This window comes from Actinotalea sp. C106, from assembly GCF_023630195.1.
In the GTDB taxonomy this organism is placed as follows: domain Bacteria; phylum Actinomycetota; class Actinomycetes; order Actinomycetales; family Cellulomonadaceae; genus Actinotalea.
The window spans coordinates 1-4,451 of the sequence record NZ_JALPKN010000257.1; the positions used below are offsets into that span (position 1 = coordinate 1).

The 4,451-nt window shown below is 72.9% G+C and carries 5 protein-coding genes and 1 tRNA gene; 4 read left to right on the forward strand and 2 right to left on the reverse strand.

Going from position 1 to position 4,451, the window contains the following annotated elements; genetic code table 11:
* The 3 genes from L0B03_RS14315 to L0B03_RS14325 form a co-directional block, all read left to right on the forward strand.
* On the forward strand, positions 1 to 392 hold a 392-nt coding region (locus tag L0B03_RS14315), incomplete at its 5' end, for a hypothetical protein (protein WP_250446947.1).
* A 23-nt stretch (positions 393 to 415) separates the two neighbouring features.
* Positions 416 to 1,642, forward strand: a complete 1,227-nt coding sequence (locus tag L0B03_RS14320) for a toxic anion resistance protein (RefSeq protein WP_250446949.1) — start codon at positions 416 to 418, stop codon at positions 1,640 to 1,642.
* A gap of 2 nt (positions 1,643 to 1,644) precedes the next feature.
* A complete protein-coding gene (locus tag L0B03_RS14325; RefSeq protein ID WP_250446951.1) occupies positions 1,645 to 2,430 on the forward strand; it encodes a hypothetical protein in 786 nt (261 codons plus the stop codon).
* Positions 2,431 to 2,567: 137 nt separating this feature from the next.
* On the opposite strand, the gene L0B03_RS14330 is transcribed toward L0B03_RS14325, so the two are convergent.
* Positions 2,568 to 2,657, reverse strand: a tRNA-Ser gene (locus L0B03_RS14330).
* A gap of 65 nt (positions 2,658 to 2,722) precedes the next feature.
* Positions 2,723 to 3,592 carry an NAD(P)H-binding protein gene (locus L0B03_RS14335; RefSeq protein WP_250446952.1) on the reverse strand — a complete coding sequence of 290 codons (870 nt, stop codon included), beginning with the start codon at positions 3,590 to 3,592 and terminating at the stop codon, positions 2,723 to 2,725.
* A 136-nt stretch (positions 3,593 to 3,728) separates the two neighbouring features.
* On the opposite strand from L0B03_RS14335, the gene L0B03_RS14340 reads away from it, so the two are divergent.
* The coding region (locus L0B03_RS14340; RefSeq protein ID WP_250446954.1) for a cupin domain-containing protein at positions 3,729 to 4,451 on the forward strand (723 nt) is incomplete at its 3' end.

The window sequence follows — 4,451 nt, forward strand, 5'->3', positions numbered from 1 at the left end:
AGGAGCCAGACCCCGGCGCGCCGGCGTCCGACGCGGCGCCCGGCGCGGCGCCCGGCGCGAGCCCGACCGGCCAGGCGGCCGGTGAGAGCCAGCCGGACCCGTGCGCCGACCCGACCGTCGCGGCACGGGTCGACGAGGGCCTCGCCTCCGACACCGAGGGCGCCCACAACTCCATCCTGGTCTCCCCCGAGGAGATGACGGAGCTGGGCCACTCCGACGCCGAGGCCGCGAACCAGCTCGCGGAGTGGGAGCGGCTCAGCCGCGAGGACGTCGCGTTCCAGCAGTGCCTGCGCGCCCGTCAGGGTGAGCCGACGCTCGACCCCGTCCAGGGGGGAGAACGTCCCGCCATCAGCAGCACCATCCCGGACGGGTCTGAGGGAGAATCGAACTAAACCCGAGTCCTCGAGGAGGGCACATGTCACACCCGCGCGGCCTTGACCGGGACGAGTCACCGGAGCCCGAGGACTCGTTCGAGCTCGAACCGCCGTCACCCACGACCGAGGTCACCGTTCACCAGCCGGAGAAGGTCGGCGGCATGGTGCTCGTGGACGCTGAGACGCAGCAGAAGCACGCCGAGACGGCGCAGTCCTCCCTCGACGACCTGCTCGGCACCCCGCTGCACAGCCCGGAGTTCCAGGCCAAGCTCGCCCGCCTCACCCGGCTGGGGGAAGGGGTGATGCAGCAGGCCGGTGACTCCACCAACCGGATGCTCCAGCGGCCGGCAGCGGCTCTGTCCGCCAACGGCACCGACCCTGCTGCGCGCACGGGCACGACCCTGGCGGAGCTCCGGCAGATCGTCTCCGAGCTGGACCCCCAGCGGCACGACCTCACCGGCGCCAGGCGCACCTTCAAGTTCCTGCCGGGCGGCAGCAGGGTGCAGCGGTACTTCCAGAAGTACGAGGCCGCCCAGGAGCAGCTCAACGCCATCACCAAGACGCTCCAGGGCGGTCAGGACGAGCTGCGGCAGGACAACGCCGCCATCCAGACCGAGCGCGACGCCCTGTGGCAGGCGCTGAGCGAGCTGGCCGACGTGGCCGTGCTCGCCCGCCACCTGGGCGACGGCCTCGAGCAGCGCATCGCCGCCCTGCGCACCGAGGGCAAGAGCGAGGACGCCGCCGCCCTCGAGTCGGACGCCCTGTTCTCCCTGCGCCAGCGTCACCAGGACCTCATGACCCAGATGGCGGTCGCGGTCCAGGGCTACCTGGCGCTCGACGTCGTGAAGAAGAACAACGCCGAGCTCATCAAGGGCGTGGACCGCGCCCTGGACACCACGATGGCCGCGCTGCGCGTCGCCGTCATCACCTCCCAGGCGCTGGGTCAGCAACGGATCGTGCTCACCCAGGTCGACGCGCTGAACGCGACGACGTCGGACATGATCCTGGGCACCTCCGAGCTGCTGCGGGCGCAGGGCACCGCCATCCAGCAGCAGGCGTCCCAGGCCACCGTGGACACCGAGAAGCTGCAGCAGGCGTTCGACACCGTGTTCGAGGCGATGGACGAGATCGACCGGTACAAGGCCGAGGCCACACGGACCATGAAGCTGACAGCGACGGCCCTCGAGGGCCAGGTGAGCCGCGCCCGGCTGCACCTGGAACGCAGCCACGCGTCCGACGCCGCCACAGCAGACCCCGGGGGGCGCTGACCATGTCGCGGCTGACGCTCGGCAACGTCGTCAAGGTGACGGCCGTCGTCGTCTTCTTCCCCCTGCTCGCCTACCTGGTGCTCGTCATCGGTGCGGTGCGGAAGAACCTCAGGACGACGCTCGAGGGCCTGCTCTACGCCGGGGCCTTCTCCACGGCGGTGTTCGTGCTGGACTTCTGGGGGCCGCCCGCCCTGCTCGCGGTGACGGCCATGATCGCCTCGGGCGTCCGCTCGTGGCACCTGCGGGACCTGTGGCTGCCGGCACGTCGCCGGTGGTGGAAGCGCGGCCGGGCCACGACCTCCACCGACGTCGAGCCGGCCCGCGCGCAGCGCGCCACCGCCGTGGAGGGGTCTGAGCACCTGCCCTCGGCGGTCGCCTGGGTCCGCATGCACGCCGACCGGAACAGGCACCGCCTGCCGGGGGATGCTCACCACACCGTGCTGCACACCTGCCAGGTGCTGGAAACCGTGATCGCAGCCGAGCAGCACGAGCCGACCACGGACCCGCGGTTCGAGTACGAGCTGGACGCCATGGCCCGGCGGTACCTGCCGAGCGTCCTGAAGCACTACCTGGCGATCGCGCCGAGCAGCGTGCAGGAGCGCCAGCCGAACGGGCGCACCCCCGACGAGGAGCTGACCGAGCAGCTGCGCATCCTCTCGGCCCAGGCCGACGCCCTCGACGCGAGCCGCCACCGTCGCCTGACGGCCGAGCTGAGCACCACCGGCAACTTCCTCCGGGAGAAGTACGGCCTCCGCCAGCCGGACGCCGCCGACTTCCGCGTCCAGTGACGGCCGTCTGCTGACGGCGGTGCATCGCCGTGCTCGCGGCCGGGCCTCACACGACAGAACCCCCCGCTCGAAGCCCTTCCGGGCCCCCTGCGGGGGGTTCTGTCACTTCAAGGGCCTGAGTTCCGTCAGGACCCCCGTGGCGGTAGCGGTGGGATTTGAACCCACGGTGGACTTTCACCCACACACGCTTTCGAGGCGTGCTCCTTAGGCCGCTCGGACACGCTACCTCGCCAGAGAGGCTACCTGGTCAGGTGCGTGCGCTCCCAATCGAGCGTGCCTGGCGGCCTCGATCTCACCCCCAGGCGCCCGCCGCGGCCGCGTCCCGCGCGAACTCCGCGACGCTGCGGGCCGGTCGCCCGAGGGCCGCCTGCACGCCGTCGACCGGGCGGACGTTGCGCCCGTCGAAGACCTCCAGGCACAGGTCGGTGAGCATGTCGGCATAGTGCGCGCCGGCCTCGGCGGTGAGGACCGCACGGAACTCCTCGGGGTCCATCGCCAGGTAGCCGACCTCACGTCCGGTCGCCGTCGCGATCACCTCCGCCACCTCGGTGAAGGTGAGGGCCTGCGGCCCCGTCACCTCGTGGACCCGACCGCGCAGGGCCGGGTCGGTGAGGGCGGCGACGACCACGTCCGCGACGTCGTCGAGGTCGACGAAGGGCTCAGGGACGTGCCCGGCCGGCAGGGCGACCATGCCGGCGAGCACGCCGTCACGCAGGGCTCCCTCGCTGAAGTTCTGCATGAACCACGAGGCGCGCACGACCGTCCACTCGAGCCCTGACTCCTCGACGACGAGCTCGGCCCGGCGGGCGTTGACCTCGCCCCGACCCGAGAGGAGCACCAGGTGCTCGACACCGGCCGCCCGCGCCAGGGAGACGAGCTCGGCGACGTCCTCGGGGGCGCCGTCGACGGCGAGGTCGGGCACGTAGGTGACGTAGAGGGCCGTAGCCCCCTCGATGGCCGCGGCCCAGGTGCTGCGGTCCTGCCAGTCGAAGGGCGGGGTCGAGCGGCGCGACCGACCGGCGACCGGGACCCCCGCCTGCTCGAGCCTGCTCATGACGCGGTGGCCGGTCTTGCCGGTCGCGCCGAGGACGTGGACGGGGCCGGGCGTCTTCGGGCGCGACGGGGTACGGGTGCTGCCGGTCTGCGAGGTGGTGCTGGTCATGATCTGCTCCTTGGTCTCGGTGAGGGCTCCAGCCTCACCCGCCGCCCTCGCACGATCCATGCCCGTGAGTCCGCACTCTTGTGCCGATCGTCCGCCGACCCTGGACGCACCCCTCGGACGCTGCGAGGCTCGTCCCGTGAGCAGCCCCGCACCCCGCACCACCGCGCGTCCCTTCCCGGCGTCCCGCCCCGACCCCGTCGGCGAGGCCCTGCACCTGCTGCGGCTCGACGGCGCCCTGTACTGCCGCTCGGAGCTCACCGCCCCGTGGGGCATCGACCTGCCGCCGGTCGACGACCTGCTCTTCCTGCACGTGGTGACCTCGGGGAGGGCCTGGCTCACGGTCGACGGCGCCCCGCCCCGGGCCCTCGACCAGGGCACCGTGGCCCTCGTGGCCCCCGGGGTCCCGCACCGCCTGACCAGCGCCCCCTCGGCGCGCGCGACCCCCCTGTTCGACATCCCCGTCGAGACCCTGAGCGACCGGTACGAGGTGCTGCGGCACGGTGGCGGGGGCGAGCCCACCCTGGCGACCTGCAGCGTGCTGCGTCTGGACCACGTGGCGGCCGGACGGCTCCTCGCCGAGCTGCCCCCTTCCCTCGTGGTCGACGTGTGGACCGACGACGACCTGGGCTGGGTGCACAGCACCATGCGACTGATCGCGCGCGAGGCCTCGGCCGACCGCCCCGGCGGGGAGACCGTCCTGACCCGGCTCGCCGACGTGCTCGCGGTCCAGGTGCTGCGGGCCTGGCTCGACTCCGGCCAGGCCGGGGCGCAGGGGTGGTTGGCGGCCCTGCGGGACGAGCACGTCGGGGCCGCCCTCGCGGCGGTGCACCGCTCCCCCGAGCACCCCTGGACCCTGGAC